15 protein-coding genes are annotated in these 17,368 nt (G+C 71.1%); 3 read left to right on the forward strand and 12 right to left on the reverse strand.

Annotated features, from left to right (window positions below; translation table 11 throughout):
* Positions 1-96 precede the first annotated feature (96 nt).
* A complete protein-coding gene (locus MUN74_RS16955; RefSeq protein ID WP_244853792.1) occupies positions 97-555 on the reverse strand; it encodes a QcrA and Rieske domain-containing protein in 459 nt (152 codons plus the stop codon).
* A gap of 96 nt (positions 556-651) precedes the next feature.
* The gene (locus MUN74_RS16960) at positions 652-1,533 is read right to left on the reverse strand and encodes an acyl-CoA thioesterase (protein ID WP_244853793.1); all 882 of its coding nucleotides are present in this window, start codon (positions 1,531-1,533) and stop codon (positions 652-654) included.
* Positions 1,534-1,623: 90 nt separating this feature from the next.
* On the opposite strand from MUN74_RS16960, the gene MUN74_RS16965 reads away from it, so the two are divergent.
* Positions 1,624-2,304 carry a DUF8185 domain-containing protein gene (locus tag MUN74_RS16965; RefSeq protein WP_244853794.1) on the forward strand — a complete coding sequence of 227 codons (681 nt, stop codon included), beginning with the start codon at positions 1,624-1,626 and terminating at the stop codon, positions 2,302-2,304.
* Positions 2,305-2,319: 15 nt separating this feature from the next.
* Here the strand turns inward: MUN74_RS16965 and MUN74_RS16970 are convergent, their stop codons facing one another.
* The 10 genes from MUN74_RS16970 to MUN74_RS17015 form a co-directional block, all read right to left on the reverse strand.
* A complete protein-coding gene (locus tag MUN74_RS16970) occupies positions 2,320-3,975 on the reverse strand; it encodes an FAD-binding dehydrogenase (protein ID WP_244853795.1) in 1,656 nt (551 codons plus the stop codon).
* A gap of 42 nt (positions 3,976-4,017) precedes the next feature.
* Positions 4,018-4,404: a globin gene (locus MUN74_RS16975; RefSeq protein ID WP_244853796.1), complete on the reverse strand. Its 387-nt coding sequence runs from the start codon at positions 4,402-4,404 to the stop codon at positions 4,018-4,020.
* Complete coding sequence (locus MUN74_RS16980; RefSeq protein ID WP_244853797.1) at positions 4,401-5,552, reverse strand: mechanosensitive ion channel family protein; 1,152 nt, start codon at positions 5,550-5,552, stop codon at positions 4,401-4,403. Before MUN74_RS16980 ends, MUN74_RS16975 begins: the two co-directional genes overlap by 4 nt.
* 11 nt (positions 5,553-5,563) lie before the next feature.
* Positions 5,564-8,137, reverse strand: a complete 2,574-nt coding sequence (pepN, locus tag MUN74_RS16985; protein WP_244853798.1) for an aminopeptidase N — start codon at positions 8,135-8,137, stop codon at positions 5,564-5,566.
* Between the two features lie 35 nt (positions 8,138-8,172).
* The gene (locus MUN74_RS16990; protein ID WP_244853799.1) at positions 8,173-8,910 is read right to left on the reverse strand and encodes a response regulator transcription factor; all 738 of its coding nucleotides are present in this window, start codon (positions 8,908-8,910) and stop codon (positions 8,173-8,175) included.
* Positions 8,907-10,235, reverse strand: coding sequence for a sensor histidine kinase (locus MUN74_RS16995; RefSeq protein WP_244853800.1), 1,329 nt, complete (start codon positions 10,233-10,235; stop codon positions 8,907-8,909). Before MUN74_RS16995 ends, MUN74_RS16990 begins: the two co-directional genes overlap by 4 nt.
* 10 nt (positions 10,236-10,245) lie before the next feature.
* The gene (locus MUN74_RS17000; protein WP_244853801.1) at positions 10,246-11,097 is read right to left on the reverse strand and encodes an ABC transporter permease; all 852 of its coding nucleotides are present in this window, start codon (positions 11,095-11,097) and stop codon (positions 10,246-10,248) included.
* Positions 11,094-12,005, reverse strand: a complete 912-nt coding sequence (locus tag MUN74_RS17005) for an ATP-binding cassette domain-containing protein (protein ID WP_244853802.1) — start codon at positions 12,003-12,005, stop codon at positions 11,094-11,096. The genes MUN74_RS17000 and MUN74_RS17005 overlap by 4 nt, the downstream gene beginning before the upstream one ends.
* A 198-nt stretch (positions 12,006-12,203) precedes the next feature.
* Positions 12,204-14,753: an aminopeptidase N gene (gene pepN / locus MUN74_RS17010; RefSeq protein ID WP_244853803.1), complete on the reverse strand. Its 2,550-nt coding sequence runs from the start codon at positions 14,751-14,753 to the stop codon at positions 12,204-12,206.
* A 106-nt stretch (positions 14,754-14,859) separates the two neighbouring features.
* A complete protein-coding gene (locus MUN74_RS17015) occupies positions 14,860-15,738 on the reverse strand; it encodes a hypothetical protein (RefSeq protein ID WP_244853804.1) in 879 nt (292 codons plus the stop codon).
* On the opposite strand from MUN74_RS17015, the gene MUN74_RS17020 reads away from it, so the two are divergent.
* On the forward strand, positions 15,737-16,843 hold the full coding sequence (locus tag MUN74_RS17020; RefSeq protein ID WP_244853805.1) for a DUF2332 domain-containing protein: 1,107 nt from the start codon (positions 15,737-15,739) through the stop codon (positions 16,841-16,843). The two genes, MUN74_RS17015 and MUN74_RS17020, sit on opposite strands and share 2 nt — an antisense overlap.
* A gap of 9 nt (positions 16,844-16,852) precedes the next feature.
* On the forward strand, positions 16,853-17,368 hold the full coding sequence (locus MUN74_RS17025) for a ribose-5-phosphate isomerase (RefSeq protein WP_244853806.1): 516 nt from the start codon (positions 16,853-16,855) through the stop codon (positions 17,366-17,368).

Below are 17,368 nucleotides of genomic sequence, written 5' to 3' on the forward strand. Positions count from 1 at the left end.
TCGCCGACCTCGGCGCGGGTTCCGACGGCCTTGGTGCGTGGGCGCTGAGCTCCCGCTGTGCCGCGTCGCCGGGCCTCCTGTGGACTCCGGTCGGTCTCAGGACGCCGTGACGATCTCGTCGCCGGCGACCTCGATCTTGATCGGGCTGAGCGGCTCGGGTGCCGGCCCCGCCAGCACGTCGCCGGTCGCCGCGTCGTAGATCGACCCGTGGCACGGGCAGTGGAACTCGGCGCCCGCTGCCGCCACGACGCACTGCTGGTGGGTGCAGATGGCGCTGAAGGCGACGTACTCGCCGGCCTTCGGTTGCGCCACGAGCACCGGGGCACCGGCGACGGTCGCGTCGATGCTGCCGCCGACGGGAACATCGGCCGCCGCGGCGACCTGCTCCCCGGCGGGCGGCGGGGCCGATGAGGCATCCCCGGCAGCAGGCGGCGCGGAATCGGAGCCGGTGCCGGAGGCGTCCGTGCAGCCGGCCAGTGCGAGCGCACCGCCGATCGCGCCGGCCGAACCGAGTGCGATCGCCGCGCGCCGCGTGAGATCGGGGGAAGTCGCCATCGCCGAACTCCTTCGTCCGTGTCGGGCGTCGAGCGGCGCCCTGCTCACCATTGTGTGCCACCGGTCGCAGCTGCGCCCGGAACCCACGGCGGAAACTCAGTCGAAGTCGGCGGGGTGCGGGACCCGCACCATGCCCTCCTGGGCGACGCTCGCGACGAGCAACCCCTCGCGGGTGTAGATGCGACCCAGCGAGAGGCCGCGCCCGCCGCTCGCCGACGGCGACTCCTGCACGTACAGCAGCCATTCGTCGACGCGGGCGTCGCGGTGCCACCACATCGCGTGGTCGAGGCTCGCGACCTTGAGACCGGGCGTCGCCCAGGCCACTCCGTGCGCACGGAGCACGGGCTCGAGGATGGAGTAGTCGCTCGCGTAGGCGAGCGCCGCGCGGTGCTGCTTGGGGTCGTCGGGAAGCCGGCCGAACGCCTTCATCCACACCGCCTGCCGCGGCGACCGCTCGCCCTCGACCGAGAGGTACACGGGCGACGGCACGTGCCGCACATCGAAGGCGCGCTCGCTCGACCAGTAGCGGGCGACGTCGTGTTCGACGCTGCCGAGCACGTCGGCCGTCGACGGCAGCGACTCGGGATCCGGCAGGCCCTCGGGCATCTCGAGCTGGTGCTCGACGCCCTCGTCGTGGGTCTGGAACGAGGCGATGAGCGACAGGATCGGCTCGCCGTGCTGGTAGGCCTGCGTGCGCCGCGTGGAGAACGACCTGCCGTCGTGGATGCGATCCACCGAGAAGGTGATCGGGTGCGCGACGTCACCCGGCCGCAGGAAGTAGCCGTGCATCGAGTGGATGTTGCGGTCCTCGGGCACGGTGCGCAGCGCCGCGACGATCGACTGGGCGAGCACCTGCCCGCCGAAGACGCGGCCGAGCGGCATCCACTGCGACGGACCGGTGAAGATGTCCTCCGTCGTGCGGGCACCGGTGTCGGTGAGGTTGAGCGTGCTCAGCAGGCCGTCGATCGGTCCGTTCATCGATCCTCCGTGTCGGTGGGCGGCCGCGGCTGCGCAGCGAACCGCAATGCGCCGGAATGCGGCCTGCGCACTTGGTAGTTTAGACAGGAGATGGTTGAACGACTCACGCTCGCCGACAGCTTGTCGCTCGGTGACCTGCACACGTACCTCCAGCGGGCCGGCCGCGTCGAAGACGGGTCGGTGCGCCTCGTCGCGGGCTCCCGCATCCTCGCCGTCTACACCGCGATCCTCTACCCCCGCGGCATCCTCGACGAGAGCCCGACCGTGCTGGGACTGCGCACGTTCGCCCTCGCCGACGACGACGAGTTCGACTCGGTCGTGCCGATGCGCTCGCTCGTCGAGCGCATCGTCCGGGCGCGTGGCGAACTCGGCGAGGACGACGAGTCGCGTCCGGTGTCGATGTCCCGCCCGCCCGAGGTGAACACCGTGACCTGGGCGGGCATCTCGCCGCCCAGGGGCGGCTGGCGGGCGCTCGGTGAGACGGATGCCGCGGTGCTGGAGTCCGCCGCCCGCGAGGGCATCGACGAGGTGGCGAAGGCCATTCCCGAGGGCACCGGCGAGCAGCTCGTGCAGCGGGTGCGTTCCGAGGTCTGGGGTCGCGGGGTCGACGGGCTCGAGTACGTGCCCACCGGCGCCGCCTTCGCCGCGTTCAGCCTCGGGTTCCTCGGCGACGACCCGGTCCGGCTCTTCGAGACCGGTCCGTGGACGCGACTCACGTCGCGCCGCGGACACGTGCTCGTGCGCCGCAAGCCGTGGACGCTGAAGTCCTGACGTCGGACTCCCGACTCAGCCGCGCGCGATCGCCCGCCCCGCCGAACGGCCCGTGAAGAGGCATCCGCCGAGGAAGGTGCCCTCGAGCGCCCGGTAGCCGTGCACGCCGCCACCGCCGAAGCCGGCCGCCTCGCCGACCGCGTAGAGGCCCGGCACGGGCGTGCCGTCGGCGCCGAGCGCGCGCGAGTCGAGGTCGGTCTGGATGCCGCCGAGACTCTTGCGGGTGAGGATGTGCAGCTTCACGGCGATGAGCGGGCCGGCCTCTGGGTCGAGGAAGCGATGCGGGGTCGCCACCCGGATGAGCTTGTCGCCGCGGTAGCGGCGCGCACCGCGGAGCGCCGTGATCTGCAGGTCCTTCGAGAACTCGTTCTCGATCTCGCGATCGTGGGCGTGCACCTCGCGCTCGATGTTCGCGGTGTCGAGCTCGACCTCGGGGGAGAGGTCGCTCATCCGCTCGAGCAGCTCGTCGAGGGTGTCGGCGACGATGAAGTCGACGCCGTGCTCCTTGAACGCCTCGACCGGTGCGGGGGCGCCGGGCCGGACGCGCTGGGCGAGGAGCTTCAGGTCCTTGCCCGTCAGGTCGGGGTTCTGCTCGCTGCCCGAGAGGGCGAACTCCTTCTCGATGATCTTCTGGGTGAGCACGAACCACGAGTGCCCGTGGCCGGTCGCCATGAGGTGTTCGAGCGTGCCGAGCGTGTCGAAGCCGGGGAAGAGCGGCGGCGGCAGGCGGCGACCCTCGGCGTCGAACCAGAGCGATGAGGGCCCCGGCAGGATGCGGATGCCGTGCAGCGGCCAGACCGGGTCCCAGTTGGTGATGCCCTCGGTGTAGTGCCACATGCGGTCGCCGTTCACGAGACGCGCGCCGGATGCCTCGGCGATGCCGAGCATGCGTCCGTCGACGTGCGCCGGCACGCCCGAGAGCATCTCGGCGGGCGGCTCGCCGAGCCGCGCCGGCCACGCCGCGCGCACGAGTTCGTGGTTGCCGCCGATGCCACCCGACGAGACGACCACGGCGGGCGCGCGAAGCTCGAAGTCGCCGACCACGTCGCGGTTCGAGGCCTCGCCGCGCGCGGCGTCGTCGGCGGCCAGCAGGGCGCCGCGGACGCCCACGACCGCACCGCCCTCGACGATGAGCTCGTCGACGCGGTGGCGGTGGCGGAACTCGACGAGGCCCGCGGCCTCGCCGGCCTTCACCCGGGCGATGAACGGCGCGAGCACGCCCGGACCGGTGCCCCAGGTGATGTGGAACCGGGGCACCGAGTTGCCGTGGCTGATCGCCTGCCCGGCGCCGCGTTCGGCCCAGCCGACGACGGGGAAGAACCGCACGCCCTTCTCGTGCAGCCACGCACGCTTCTCACCGGCGGCGAACTCGAGGTACGCGTCGGCCCAGCGGCGGCCCCATTCGTCCTCATCGCGGTCGAAGCCCGCGGTGCCGGCCCAGTCCTGCCGGGCGAGGTCGAGCGAGTCCTTGACGCCCATGCGGCGCTGCTCGGGTGAATCGATGAGGAAGAGGCCGCCGAACGACCAGTGGGCCTGGCCGCCGAGGCTCGCCGCGGGTTCCTGGTCGACGATCACGACCCTGCGGCCGGCATCGACGAGCTCGGATGCCGCGACGAGGCCGGAGAGGCCGGCGCCGACGATGATCGCATCGGGGGTGGGGTTGGCTGCCACAGTGACTCCTTCGTCGCTTCGGGTGGGTGGCGGGTGGATCGGTCAGTCGTCGAACGTGTTCACCATGGCGAACGCGGCACGTTGGAGATAGTCCCACAGCGTCTCCTCGGCGAGCGGGGGCAGCTCGAGCGAGTCGACGGCGGTGCGCATGTGGGCGAGCCAGCGGTCACGGGCGTCGGGGTTGACCTTGAACGGCTGGTGGCGGAGGCGCAGTCGCGGGTGGCCCCGCTCCTCGCCGTAGGCCGTCGGTCCGCCCCAGTACTGCTCGAGGAAGAGCTGCAGGCGTCGCGCAGCCGGACCGAGGTCCTCCTCGGGGTACATGGGCTTCAGCACGGGGTCGTCGGCGACGCCGCGGTAGAACTCGGCGACAAGCCGCTCGAACGTCGCACTGCCGCCGACCTGCTCGTAGAACGACTGCGGCTCGGTCATGCGGTGCCTCCCGTGGGCGGGGTTGGCGGCTTCGGCGTGGTCGGCGTCGTTCCGGCGGCCCCAGTGCCGCCGACCGTGCCGCGTGGCAGGCGCGGTGCCCGGTTCTTCGGCTTCGTCATGGTCTGCCCGGGGACGACCGAGTTCGGCGCGGTGCGCGGCGGCTTCGCGCCCTTCACCCGAGTTGCGCCGTCGAAGCCGGTAAGCACGACGCTCGCGAGGCTCGGCAGCTTCAGCTCCATCTCGTCGAGTGTGCGCTTCAGGCGCATCCGGAGCTCGCGGGCGACGTCGTCCTTCGCCGAGGACCGCACCTTCATGACGACCCGCAGCACCATCGCGTCGGCGGAGATCGACTCGAGCCCCCAGACCTCGGGCTTCTCGAGCACGCGGGAACGCCACTTGCTCGAGTGCGCCATCTCGGTCGCGGTGCGCAGCAGTTCGGCCTCGACGGACTCGACGTCGGCGTCGTACGGCACGGCGAGGTCGATGATGACGCGGGCCCAGCCCTGGGACATGTTGCCGACGCGCAGGATCTCGCCGTTGCGCACGAACCAGAGCGTGCCGTTGACGTCGCGGACCGTCGTGATACGGATGCGCACCTCCTCGACGATGCCCGTCGCGGGGCCGAGGTCGACGACGTCGCCGACGCCGAGCTGGTCCTCGACGACCATGAAGATGCCGTTCAGTGCGTCCTTCACGATGTTCTGCGCACCGAAGCCGAGGCCTGCGCCGACCGCGGCGGTCAAGAGCGCGAAGGAGCCGAGGATCTGCTCGTTGATCGTCGTGACGATGAGCAGCACGACGACGATGAAGAGCGTCACGTTGACGATGTTCGTGAGCACCGTGCCGAGCGTGCGGGTGCGCTGAACGACGCGCACCGCCGCGAGCGGCGATGCTTGCAGGGCCTGGGTGTCGGTGACGTCCTGCTTCTTCTTGACGCCCGTGACGATCTGCTTGACGACCCGCTCGATGACGAAGTGCAGCACCCAGCGGATCAGCAGCGCGATCACGATGATCATCACGATGGAGATCAACTTGCCGAGGATGACATCCCAGTTCGTCGCCCACCAAGTGCCGAGATCAGTCCAGAAGTTGGGGTTGACCGGGTTGTCTTCCGCTTGGGCGGCCGTGAATGTCGTGAACCCGAACATGGTGTGCAAGTCTACTGAGCCCCATCCGAGAGCTCGCTGGCATCGCGTGCGCGCGCGGCGAGCGCGCGGTCGAGCTCGGCGAGGTGCTCGGCGACGACCCGGTGCATCGACGCCGGCTCGGGGTGATCGGCGAGCCAGGCTCGGGCGAACTCGGCGAGGTCGGCATCGACGAGCGGCGTCGGGAACAGGCGCTTCGAGAGGATCGAGGCCATGTTGAAGCTGCGGTCGGCCCACACCGTCGGCATCGCGTCGAAGTAGTCGCGCGCGACCGCCGCGAGGAGTTCCGGCGAGTTCGTCCGGCGCCAACCGTCGGCGACGGCCCGCGCGAGGTCGTTCGAGAGGCTCTCGTCGGTCATGGCACGCCGCCACGCGGCATCCTTCACCGCCTGGTCGGGCCGCGCCGCGCGCGCCGTCGCTGCGAGCTGGCGGCCCTTCGCGGTGTCGTCGGCGGCGAGGGCGGCGTCGATCTCGTCGTCGTCGCCCGCGCCGAGCGCCGAGCGGGCGATCACGATCTCCCAGCGCAGGTCGAGGTCGATCGCGAGTCCGTCGAGCGAGACGGAGCCCTCCAGGAGGCTGCCGAGCACGTCGCCGTGCGCGTCGCTCGACGCGAGCGCCGTGAAGGCCTTGACGAACTGCAGCTGCGCGTCGGACCCGGCGGGTGCGAGTTCGGCGAGCGCCCAGATCGCGTCGCCCGCCTCGGCCGCCAGCCGCTCGCGGTGCTCGTCGGCGAGGTAGCGCCCGACGGCGAGCTCGAGCCGGCTGAGCGCGAGCGACCGTGCCGACGACTGGGTCTCGTGGCCGATCGCCGCGAGCACGAGTCGCACGAATGCGGCGGCCGGCAACTCGGCGTCGCGCACCGCGTCCCACGCGGAACCGAGCACGACCGCGCGGGCGACCGGGTCGGCGATCTCGGCGAGGTGCCGAACCGCCGTCTCGAACGAGGCGCCGTCGAGGCGCACCTTGGCGTAGGTGAGGTCGTCGTCGTTCACGAGCAGCAGGTCGGGTCTCGCGAGTCCGACGAGCTCAGGCACCGCCGTGCGTGCACCGTCGACGTCGAGCTCGAAGCGGCCCGTGCGCTGGAGCTTGCCGAACGCATCGAGCTCGTAGTAGCCGATCGCGAGCCGGTGCGGTCGGAGGGTCGGATGCGACTCGGCCGCGGTCTGCACGACGGCCGCGGAGATGATGGTGCCCGAGGCATCCGTCTCGACGTCGGCGCGCAGCGTGTTCACGCCCGCCGTCTCGAGCCAGAGCCGCGACCACTCGGTGAGCTCGCGGCCGCTCGCGGCCTCGAGCTCGTCGAGCAGGTCGCGCAGGGTCGCATTTCCGCCCGAGTGCTTCGCGAGATAGGCGCCCACCCCGCGCTTGAACGCGTCGAGGCCGACCCAGGCGACGAGCTGCTTCAGCACCGACGCGCCCTTGTCGTAGGTGATGGCGTCGAAGTTGACCTCCACGTCTTCGAGGTCACGGATCTCGGCGACGATCGGGTGCGTCGAGGGCAGCTGGTCCTGCTCGGCGGCGTGGGTCTTCTCGTCGTTGGCGAACGTCGACCAGACGCCCGTGAACTCGGTGACCTGCGAGGTCGCGAGGGTCGACGCCCAGGTCGCGAACGACTCGTTGAGCCAGATGTCGTTCCACCACTTCATGGTCACCGAGTTGCCGAACCACATGTGGCTGAGCTCGTGCAGCACGACGATCGCGCGCTGTTCGCGGCGCGCGTCGGAGACCCGCGAGCGGAACAGGTACCCCTCGTTGAAGGTGACCGCGCCGACGTTCTCCATGGCGCCCCAGTTGTACTCGGGCACGAAGATCTGGTCGTACTTGCCGTACGGGTACGGCACGCCGAACGCGTCCTCATAGAACGCGAGCCCCGCCTGCACGGTCGAGAACATCATGTCGGGGTCGGCGTACTCGGCGAGCGACGCCCGGGTGAAGAGGCCGAGCGGCACCTCGCGGCCGTCGATGCTCGAGGCGGTCCCGCGCCAGCTCGCGTAGGGACCGGCGATGATCGCGATGATGTAGCTCGAGATGACGGGCCCGGTCTCGAACGCCCAAGTCGCGACCGAGGATGCCGCGGGGCCCGCCACCGGCTCGGGGGAGGGTGCGTTCGAGAGCACGGTCCAGTGCGCGGGCGCGGTGATCGTGAATCGCACGCCCGCCTTGAGGTCGGGTTGGTCGAAGACGGCGTACACGCGGTTCGCCTCGGCGACCGCGAACTCGGTGTAGAGGTAGGTCTCGCCGTCGACGGGGTCGACGAAGCGGTGGAGACCCTCGCCGGTGTTGGTGTACCGGGCGTCGGCGACGACGCGCAGCTCGTTGTCGGCGGCGAGGCCGTCGAGTCGGATGCGCGTGCCGTCGCTCACCTCGGCCGGGTCGAGCGACCGCCCGTTAAGCACCACCTCGTGCACGCGCGCGGTGCAGGCCTCGATGAAGGTCGAGGCGCCCGGCGCGCCCGTGAACCGGGCCGTCGTCTCGCTGCGGAACGTCTCGCCGTCGCCCGTGAGGTCGAGTACGACCTCGTAGCTCGGGGAGCCGACGATCGTCGCGCGCTCCTCGGCCTCTGAGCGGGTGAGGTTGGCAGCAGGCATGGACGATCCCTTCGTAGCGGCGGTGCCCAGCCAGCCTAGCGATCCGAGGGGGCGCCACCGTGCGGGGCGAGCAGCCCGAGCTCGTAGGCGAGGATGACGAGCTGCACCCGGTCGCGGGCGCCGAGTTTCTGCAGCACGCGGCCGACATGGGTCTTCACGGTCGACTCCGAGAGGAAGAATCGCTCGGCGAGCTCGCCGTTGTTGAGCCCCTCGGCGATCGCGACGAGGATCTCGCGCTCACGGGTGGTGAGCGCGTCCAACGGCGCGGGGTCGGCCGCGGCGTCCTCACGCGCTGCCGCCGAGCCGTCGATCGGCAGTTCTGCGGCGAACAGTTCGAGCATGCGGCGGGTCACCCGGGGCGAGAGCGCCGCCTCGCCCGAGTGCACCGTGCGGATCGCGGCCACGAGCTCCTGCGGTCGTACGTCCTTCAGGAGGAACCCGCTGGCTCCCGACCGGATCGCCGCGAAGGCGTACTCGTCGAGATCGAAGGTCGTGAGCACGATGACCCGGGTCTCGGGATGCCGCGCCGTCACCTGCGCCGTGGCCGCGATGCCGTCCATCCCGGGCATCCGCACGTCCATCAGCAGCACGTCGATGCGGTTCGCATCGACGAGTTCGAGGGCGGCCCGACCGTCGCCCGCCTCGCCGACGACCTCGACGTCGGGCTCGGCGTCGAGGACCAGCCGGAACCCCGTGCGCACGAGCGCCTGATCGTCGACGAGGCCGACACGGACGGGCGGCGCGGTCGAGGCGTCGATGTCGGTCTCGGTCATTCGTCGGCCTCGTTCGCGGTCGTCGGTCGGTCGGGGGAGTCGGTGCCCTGGTCGGGGATCGCGGCGCGGAGCCGCCAGCCCCGGCCGGCGCGAGGGCCGGCTTCGAGCACGCCGCCGTAGAGGGCGACCCGCTCACGGAGCCCGGCGAGCCCTCGTCCGGCGCCCTGCGTCGAGGTCGCGGTTCCCGGTCTCGGCGGCGGCGAGTCGTCGTCGACGACGATCTCGAGACCGGTCGACGAGTGCTCGACGCGCACGTCGACGCGGTGCGCGCGCTCGCCGTGGCGCAGCGCGTTGGTGAGGCCCTCCTGCACCACCCGGTAGGCCGCGAGCTCGCGCGCCGGGTCGGCGGCCGGCCGGCCGATGGTCGTGAGCCGGACGGGCAGGCCGGCGTCCCTGAACCCGTCGACGAGATCGGGGAGCTCGGCGAGTCCCGGCTGGGGCGCGAGCTCGGCCGAGGCGGCACCCGGCTCCGACAGCACGCCGAGCATCCGGCGCATCTCGCCGAGGGCCTCGCGACCCGTCTCGGCGACGCTGCGCATGACCTCGGCCGCCCGATCGGGGTCGCGCGCGGTCGTCGCCGCGGAGCCGTCGGCGAGCGTCACCATCACGGTGAGGCCGTGCGACACGATGTCGTGCAGTTCGCGCGCGATGCGGGCACGTTCGGCAGCCGCGGCGAGCTGCGCCTGCTGGTCGCGCTCGCGCGCGAGGTCGTGCGCTCGGGCGATGAGCGCGTCGAGGTATCGGCGACGGTTGCCCACCGTGACGCCGATCAGGGTCGCGATGAGCAGCACGACCGCGTACTGCGACGACGCCGCGGCGGGACCGACTTCGAGGTCGGGCCGACCGAGGGCGGGATCGGCCGCCATCCAGGTCGCGAGGTAGGCGGCGGCGGTCGAGACCGCGACCGAGCCCGCGAAGCCGATCCAGGCCGACTTCGTCGACCGGTAGACGCCGAGGCCGTACAGTGCGAACAGCATCGGGTACACGTCGCTCGCCCCGAACGGGTACACGAGGAAGCACACGACCCAGGCGACGCCCATCACGAGCCACGGGCGGCTGCGCCGGAACAGCAGCAGCGCGGCGCCGCCGAGCGCGATGCCGATGAGTTGCAGCATCGTCGACCAGAGGGGCGGGTTCTGCGAGTCGCTCGCCATCACGACGGCCCCGATGAAGGTCGGGACGACGTAGACCGCGGTGATGAGCGAGTCGGTCAGCCGAGGGTGACGCGCCCAGAACTGCCGGATGACGCCCGGCGGCTTCGGCAGACGGAGTTCTCCCCCGACCGCCGAAGCCGGGCGGCCGGGGGAGAACGGTGCTTCCGTCATAGGCAGGACTCTACGCGTCCCTGCGCTTCAGGAGCACCGAGGCGCCGGCGAGGGATGCCCCCACCCAGGCCAGCACGATCAGGAGGCTCTGCCAGGCGTTCGGCCCGGTGATCGCCGCGTCGTCGGCGCCGATCGCGGTGAACATCGTCATGCCCGACGACGAGAGCAGGTACGGGATAGCGTCGTGCGCCCAGTCGGCGGGGATGAGCTGCAGCACCGTCGGCAGCAGGAGCAGCAGACCGAGCACCGCGGCGATCCCGCCTGCGCTGGAGCGGATCATGGTGCCCACGCCGAGTGCGAACACGGCCACGAACGCGAGATAGAGGGCGCCTCCGGCGAGCACGAGGAGCGTGTTCGCGTCGGCCAGGTCGAACTCGCTGCCGAAGACGATCGTCGACGTCACGTACGCCGCGAGGTTCGCGACGAGGCCGACGACGAACGTCGCGACGAACAACACGACGCCCTTCGCGGCGAGGGCGGGAAGCCGCTTCGGCACCGCCGTGAGCGTCGAGCGGATCATTCCGGTCGTGTACTCGCCGCTGATGACGAGCACGCCGAGCACGCCGACGACGAGCTGGCCGAAGTACACGCCGAACGTGGAGGCCTGGAGGACGAGCTCGTGCGTCTGCTCCACGGGAAGCGGGCCGCCGTCGATCTCCTCGCCGCCCATGCCGTTCACCATGCTGAGCGACATGAGCAGGGCCATCCCGAGCGAGATGGCGATGACGATGAGGTACGACCAGACGGTCGATCGCAGGCTGCGCAGCTTGATCCACTCGGAGCGCAGGACACCGCCGAAGGTCAGCCGCGACGTGCGTGCGGTCTGCGAGGGGTGCGTCGCGGTGGGGGTGATCGTGGTCATCGGACGGCCTCCGTACGGTATTCGACGGCGTCGGCCGTGAGGGCCATGTAGGCCTCCTCGAGCGACGCGTTCTGGGGGGTGAGTTCGTGGATCGCGAGGCCGTTCGCGGCGGCGAGGTCGCCGATGCCGGATGCCTCGACCCCCGTCACCTCGAGCAGGCCCGCCTCCGAACGGACCACGGCGACGTCGGGCGCGGCGAGCAGGTCGGCGAGCTGCGAGGCGTGCGGCGAGCGGACGCGCACCCGCGGTCGGTTGCCGCCGGCGACGATGTCGGCCACCGGTGCGTCGGCGATGATCTCGCCGCGGCCGAGCACGATGAGGTGGTCGGCGGTCTGGGCCATCTCGCTCATGAGGTGCGAGGAGAGGAAGACGGTGCGACCCTCACCGGCGAGATGGCGCACGAACTGGCGCACCCACAGCACGCCCTCGGGGTCGAGGCCGTTCACGGGCTCGTCCAGGATGAGGGTGGAGGGGTCGCCGAGCATCGCCGCGGCGATGCCGAGCCGCTGGCCCATGCCGAGCGAGAAGCCGCCGACGCGCTTGCGGGCGACCGACTCGAGGCCGGTGAGTTCGATGACCTCGCGCACGCGGCGCTTGCCGATGCCGTGCGTCGCCGCCATCGCGAGCAGGTGGTTCTCGGCGGTGCGACCGGTGTGCACGGCCTTCGCATCGAGGAGGGCGCCGACCTCGTGCAGGGGTGCACGGTGCTCGGCGTACGCCTTGCCGCCGACGGTGACCACGCCCGCGCTCGGGCGGTCGAGTCCGACGATCATGCGCATCGTGGTCGACTTGCCGGCGCCGTTGGGGCCGAGGAACCCGGTCACCTGGCCGGGTCGCACGCTGAAGGAGATGTCGTTGACGGCGGTCTTCGCGCCGTAGCGCTTGGTGAGCGCGGTTGCGGTGATCATGTCTTCGACGCTACGGATGCCGCGGCCGTCGGCGCATCGGCCGCAGGAATGGTTCGGGGCGGCGGCGAGTGGTACCCCGGTACCACTCGCCGCCGCCCCGGACCCGGTGGTCGAGTAGCGAGCGACGAGGGAGCACGCGTATCGAGACCCGCACGCACGCGGGTCTCGATACGCTTCGCTACTCGACCACCGACGGCACTACTGCGCGTCGCGCGCCTGTGCGGCCAGGGCCCGTTCGACGCCGGCGACGTTCTCGATGACGAGGCGGCGCAGGGCCGGTGCGGCGTCCTGGTTGGCGTCGAGCCAGGCGTGGCTGGCGTCGACGAGGGCGCGGTTCGCGAGCGTGGCCGGGTAGAGCAGCTCGACGAGCTTCTCGGCGATGGCGTAGCTGCGGGTCTTCCAGACCTCGCCGATCATGCCGAAGTAGCGCTCGACGAAGGGTGCGAGCAGCGACTGGTCGTCGGCGCGGACGAAGCCGGCCGCGGTGGTGCGAACGACCGAGTTCGTCGCGGTGTCGGCGACGACGATCGAGTCCCAGGCACGCTGCTTGCCGTCGGCGGTCGGCATGGCGGCGCGGGCGTGCGCCGCCGACTCCTGGCCGGTCGCGGTCTTGTCGGTCGCGAGTCGGGCGTCGATCTCGGCGTCGCCGGCACGGCCTGCGGCGACGAGCGCGATGAGCAGCTCCCAGCCGAGGTCGGTGTCGATGTCGAGACCCTCGAGCGAACGCGTGCCCGCGAACAGCTCGGCGAGTGCGTCGACGTGGGTGCCGGCCTCGGCGATCGCGGCGAACGACTTCACGAACTGGAACTGGGCGTCGCTGCCGGCCTCGGCCTGCTGCGCGAGCGTCCAGAACCCGTCGGCGAGCGTGCGACGCGCGTCGACGCGGCGCTCGGGCGCGACGTACGAGCTCGCGGCGAGCTGGGCGTTCGCGAGGATGATGCGCAGCGTCGTCGACTCGGTCTCGCTGGCGATGTTGCCGAGCACGAGCTCGAGGTAGTCGCTCGCGGTGGTCTCGGCATCGCGGGTGGCGTCCCAGACGCTCGACCAGACGAGGGCGCGGGCGAGGGGGTCCTCGATCTTCGAGAGGTTTGCGATCGCGACCTGCTGGGACGCCTCGTCGAGGCGGATCTTCGCGTACGCGAGGTCGTCGTCGTTGAGGAGCACGAGGTCGGGCCGCGCCAGGCCTGTCAGCTCGGCGACCTCGGTGCGCTCGCCGTCGACGTCGAGCTCGACGCGGTGTTCGCGCACGAGCTTGCCGTCACGCAGGTTGTAGAACCCGATCGCGAGGCGGTGCGGGCGGATCGTCGGGTAGTCGGGGTGGGCCGACTGGAGCACCGCGAACGAGGTGATGTTCCCCGCGTCATCCGTGCCGATCTCGGGGCGGAGGGTGTTGACGCCCGCGGTCTCGAGCCACAGCTTCGACCAGCCCGACAGGTCGCGACCGCTGGCGGTCTCGAGCTCGGTGAGCAGGTCGGCGAGGGTCGTGTTGCCCCACGCGTGCTTCTTGAAGTACGCGGAAACGCCGGTGAAGAACGCGTCGATGCCGACCCAGGCGGCGAGCTGCTTGAGCACCGAGCCGCCCTTGGCGTAGGTGATGCCGTCGAAGTTGACGAGCACGTCTTCCAGGTCGCGGATCTCGGCCACGATCGGGTGCGTCGACGGCAGCTGGTCCTGGCGGTAGGCCCAGCTCTTCTCCATCGAGTTGAACGTCGTCCAGGCGTGGTGCCACTCGGTCGCCTCGGCGGTCGCGATCGTCGACGCCCATTCGGCGAAGGACTCGTTGAGCCAGAGGTCGTTCCACCACTTCATCGTGACGAGGTCGCCGAACCACATGTGCGCGAGCTCGTGCAGGATCGTGACGACGCGGCGCTCCTTGATCGCGTCGGTCACCTTGGAACGGAAGACGTACACCTCGGTGAACGTGACGCAGCCCGCGTTCTCCATGGCGCCCGCGTTGTACTCGGGCACGAACAGCTGGTCGTACTTCGTGAACGGGTACGGCACATCGAACTTGTCTTCGAAGTACTCGAAGCCCTGCTTCGTCTTCTCGAAGATGTAGTCGGCGTCGAGGTACTGCGACAGGCTCTTGCGGCTGAACACGCCGAGCGGGATGGTACGGCCGTCGGAGCTCGTGAGCTCGTCGCGGACGACGTCGTACGGACCGGCCACGAGGGCGGTGATGTAGCTCGAGATGCGGTGCGTGGGCTCGAACGACCAGGTCGCCGAGTCGGTGCCGGCGGCGACGGGCTCGGGCGTGGGCATGTTCGACACGACCTGCCAGTGCGACGGCGCGGTCACCGTGAAGCGGAACGCGGCCTTCAGGTCGGGTTGCTCGAACACGGCGAACATGCGGCGCGAGTCGGGCACCTCGAACTGGGTGTACAGGTACACCTCGCCGTCGGCGGGGTCGACGAAGCGGTGCAGTCCCTCACCCGTGTTCATGTACCGGCCGTCGGCCTCGACGACGAGCACGTTCTCGGCCGCGAGATTCGGCAGCTGGATGCGCACGCCGTCACTGACCTCGGCCGGGTCGAGCGCGACGCCGTTGAGCGTGACCGAGTGCACCTTCGCGGTGATCGCGTCGATGAAGGTCGACGCGCCCGGCGTGGTCGCGTCGAAACGCACGGTCGTGGTGGACGTGAAGACCTCGGGGCCGACGGTGACGTCGAGCACGACGTCGTAGTCGTGCACCGTCACGAGCGCGGCGCGCTCCTCGGCTTCGAGTCGGGTGAGGTTCTCTCCGGGCACGTGCGCTCCTTCGCAAGTATCGACGCGGCTCGTGGCCGCAGGCAACGCGTCCCAGCCTAGCCCTCGGCGGCGTCGCCCGAGTAGACGCGCGATCGGCGGAGTCGTCTCAGTCGCGAACGATCGAGAGCACCGCAGCGCCGAACGCGGGGAGGGCTGCGACGACTGCGACGGCGAGGAGGATCCGTCCCGTGATCACGCCGATGCGGGAGGCCCGTACGGCGAGGAGCCACGGCAGCACGCGCGGCAGGACGAGCGCGACGAAGGCCCCGAATGCGAGCACGACCCCGACGGGGACGAGGACGACCGCCGCGACGAGCGGTGCCGACGGTCCGACCCAGCGTGCCCTCGTCACGAGCGGGAGGCTCCGGCTGAGGCGTCCCGCGAGCGCCGCGAGGGCGGCGCCGTGCAAGACCGCGAGCGCCGAGAAGAGCACTACCGACAGCCAGCCCGGCCCCACGAACCGGAAATCGAAGTTCGACGCGCGCAGCGGATCGACGAATGGCGCGAGCGTCACGAGCAGCACTGCGCCGAAGGCGGGGCCGCCGAGCCGGCCGCGCGGGAGCCACGGATACACGAAGAGGTAGAGCGCCGCCGAGAGGAACGCGGCCGGCAACGCGCCGATCACGAGATACGAGATCGTCCCGCCGAGGGTGATGTCGCCCACGCTCGCCTGCGCCTCAGTGATGCCGCCCGTCGCGTCGGGAGACGTCGCGGCGAGCAAGCGCATGACGAGCCGACCGCCCGCGCCCGTGATGAGCACGCCGGTCGCAGTCCCCACCACGGTGAAGACGGTCGCCCACCAGAGATACACGCGCAGGCCGGCCGCGTGCACGTCGAAGCGCGGCGGTCGCTCGCTCTGTGGGGTTCCGGCATCGTCGACGAGGGCCGCGGGCGTCGGCGGTGGCACGAGTCGCTCAGCCGACCACAGCACGGTCAGCACGATCCCGACGACGAGCAGCACGCCGCACACGATCATCAGCAGCATGCGGATCCCCGTCCTCTCGGCGATCGCGAGCCTACTGACGGTGCGCGGCGGGCGCCGCCCCCAGAACGCGGTGCGCGACGATCGGCGGGCGTACCCTGAGCCCATGCGCACCACCGTCGACAACGATGCCCCGACCGCTGAGCGCTACCGCGCCTTCGCCGAGGTCGAAGCCCGCGGCATGTCGGCGACGTACGACGCGTGGGCGCTCGGCGTCGCGAGCGACCCCGCGACGATCGCGCTCATCGACGAGCTGCCGCCCGCGAAGCGCCAGCCCAACCTCGTGTTCTCGGCGGCGAGGTTCCACGGTGCCGAACCCGCGCCGTACGACGACTTCCGCGAGTGGCTCGGCGCGCACTGGCCGGAGGTGCGCGCCACCGCCGAGACGCACGCCACGCAGACGAACGAAGCCGGCCGGTGTGCGCTGCACCTGCCCGCGCTCGCCGAGATCCCGGGGCCGCTCGCGCTCCTCGAGGTCGGCGCATCGGCAGGCCTCTGCCTCTACCCCGATCGCTACAGCTATCGATACTCGGGCCACGAGCAGCTCGACCCCGCCGACGGCCCGAGCCCTGTCGTACTCGACTGCGAGGCTCGCGAGCCGAACGGGGCAGTGCCCGTGCCCGTTCCCGCGCGGCTTCCCGACGTCGTCTGGCGTGCCGGCATCGACCTCCACCCGCTCGACGTCGCCGACGCCGCCGACCTCGACTGGCTCGACGCCCTCATCTGGCCCGAGCACGACGACCGTCGGGCACGGCTCCGGGCAGCAGCATCCGTCGTCGCCGCCGACCCGCCGCGCATCGTCGCCGGCGACCTCAACGAACGGCTCGCCGCGCTCTCCGCGGAGGCGCCCGCCGATGCGACGCTCGTCGTCTTCCACACCGCCGTCATCGCCTATCTCGATGATGCGGGGCGGGCCCGATTCACCGAGACGGTGCGCGGCCTGCCCGGTCACTGGCTCTCGGTCGAGGGCCGATCCATCGTCCCGGGCATCGACGTGCGCACCGACGTCGCGAACGACTCGACCGACTTCGTGCTCGCCCTCGACGGGGTCCAACTCGCGTGGGCGCAACCGCACGGGCGAGCCGTCACATGGGTGCCGAATCCCTAGAATCGGTACATGCGCATCCACATCGCGACCGACCATGCCGGCCTCGAGTTCAGCCGGACCCTCAAGGCCCACCTCTCGAACGGCGGCCATGAGGTGATCGACCACGGTCCGGTCGAGTACGACGCGCTCGACGACTACCCGGCGTTCTGCATCAACGCCGCCCTCGGCGTGGCCCGCGACCAGGCCGCCGGGGTCAAGGCGCTCGGCGTCGTGTTCGGCGGCTCGGGCAACGGCGAGCAGATCGCGGCCAACAAGGTGCCCGGTATCCGGGCGGCGCTCGTCTGGAGCATGGACACCGCGATCCTCGCGCGTGAGCACAACGACGCGAACGTCATCTCGATCGGCGCCCGCCATCACACGGTCGAAGAGGCGATCCGCTACATCGACGCGTTCATCGCCGAGCCGTTCTCGGGCGACGAGCGCCACGTGCGCCGCATCGCCCAGCTCGCCGAGTACGAGACGACCGGCGACATCGCCGGCAAGGGCGTCGACGTCGAGCCTCGCGCCGAGGCACCGGCGGAGTAG

Source organism: Agromyces sp. H17E-10, from assembly GCF_022919715.1.
In the GTDB taxonomy this organism is placed as follows: domain Bacteria; phylum Actinomycetota; class Actinomycetes; order Actinomycetales; family Microbacteriaceae; genus Agromyces.

Excerpts from the sequence above, each read along its gene's own strand:
- MUN74_RS16955 (WP_244853792.1), bottom strand. The coding sequence starts at position 555 with ATGGCGACTTCCCCCGATCTCACGCGGCGCGCGGCGATCGCACTCGGT.
- MUN74_RS16960 (WP_244853793.1), bottom strand. The coding sequence starts at position 1,533 with ATGAACGGACCGATCGACGGCCTGCTGAGCACGCTCAACCTCACCGAC.
- MUN74_RS16965 (WP_244853794.1), top strand. The coding sequence starts at position 1,624 with ATGGTTGAACGACTCACGCTCGCCGACAGCTTGTCGCTCGGTGACCTG.
- MUN74_RS16975 (WP_244853796.1), bottom strand. The coding sequence starts at position 4,404 with ATGACCGAGCCGCAGTCGTTCTACGAGCAGGTCGGCGGCAGTGCGACG.
- MUN74_RS16980 (WP_244853797.1), bottom strand. The coding sequence starts at position 5,552 with ATGTTCGGGTTCACGACATTCACGGCCGCCCAAGCGGAAGACAACCCG.
- pepN (WP_244853798.1), bottom strand. The coding sequence starts at position 8,137 with ATGCCTGCTGCCAACCTCACCCGCTCAGAGGCCGAGGAGCGCGCGACG.
- MUN74_RS16990 (WP_244853799.1), bottom strand. The coding sequence starts at position 8,910 with ATGACCGAGACCGACATCGACGCCTCGACCGCGCCGCCCGTCCGTGTC.
- MUN74_RS16995 (WP_244853800.1), bottom strand. The coding sequence starts at position 10,235 with ATGACGGAAGCACCGTTCTCCCCCGGCCGCCCGGCTTCGGCGGTCGGG.
- MUN74_RS17000 (WP_244853801.1), bottom strand. The coding sequence starts at position 11,097 with ATGACCACGATCACCCCCACCGCGACGCACCCCTCGCAGACCGCACGC.
- MUN74_RS17005 (WP_244853802.1), bottom strand. The coding sequence starts at position 12,005 with ATGATCACCGCAACCGCGCTCACCAAGCGCTACGGCGCGAAGACCGCC.
- MUN74_RS17020 (WP_244853805.1), top strand. The coding sequence starts at position 15,737 with ATGCGGATCCCCGTCCTCTCGGCGATCGCGAGCCTACTGACGGTGCGC.
- MUN74_RS17015 (WP_244853804.1), bottom strand. The coding sequence starts at position 15,738 with ATGCTGCTGATGATCGTGTGCGGCGTGCTGCTCGTCGTCGGGATCGTG.
- MUN74_RS17025 (WP_244853806.1), top strand. The coding sequence starts at position 16,853 with ATGCGCATCCACATCGCGACCGACCATGCCGGCCTCGAGTTCAGCCGG.